This window comes from Geminicoccus flavidas (genome assembly GCF_009806515.1).
Classification (GTDB): Bacteria; Pseudomonadota; Alphaproteobacteria; order Geminicoccales; family Geminicoccaceae; genus Geminicoccus; species Geminicoccus flavidus.
Window position 1 is genome coordinate 1 of sequence record NZ_WUJP01000467.1, and the last position, 779, is coordinate 779.

Consider the following 779-nt stretch of genomic DNA (forward strand, 5'->3'; position numbering starts at 1 on the left):
ACACCCGCCAGCTGATCGACGCCTGCGCGCCCACCAACTTCGCCTTCACCAACCCGGCGGTCCTGGCGCGGGCCGCCGAGACCGGCGGCGAGAGCCTGCTGGACGGGCTGGAGCACTTGCTGGAGGACATGGAACGCTCGCAGGGCGAGTTCGCCCCGGCCATGGCCCCGCGCGACGCGTTCCAGCTGGGCCGGGACATCGCCACCAGCAAGGGCAGCGTGATCTTCCGCAACGAGCTGATCGAGCTGATCCAGTACGCGCCGGCAACACCCACCGTCGCCCGGCGCCCGCTCCTGATCGTGCCGCCCTGGATCAACAAGTTCTACATCCTGGATCTGCGGCCGGACAACAGCTTCATCCGCTGGGCAGTGGGCCAGGGCCTGACCGTGTTCCTGATCTCCTGGGTGAACCCGGACGCCAGGCTCGCTGCTAAGACGTTCGAGGACTATCTGCGCGAGGGCCCGCTGGCGGCGATGGAGGCGATCGAGCGGCAGACCGGCGAACGGACGATCAACATCATCGGCTACTGCCTGGGCGGCACGCTCACGGCCTGCCTCCTGGCCCATCTGGCCGCGTCCGGCCAGGCGGAGCGGATCGCGTCCGCCACGCTGTTCACCTGCCTTACCGACTTCTCCGATCCGGGCGAGGTCAGCGTCTTCATCGACGCGCCCCAGATCGCCAAGCTCGAGCAGCACATGGAGCGCACCGGCTTCCTGGAGGCCGGCTACATGGCCAAGGTGTTCGCCATGCTGCGGGCCAACGACCTGATCTGGGCGTTC

The 779-nt window shown here is 68.3% G+C and carries 1 protein-coding gene; it reads left to right on the forward strand.

All coding sequences use genetic code 11. The annotated features are described in order from the left end of the window. Positions 1-779, forward strand: a 779-nt coding sequence (locus EQG76_RS13040; RefSeq protein ID WP_407925537.1) for a PHA/PHB synthase family protein, incomplete at both ends; no start/stop codon positions are given.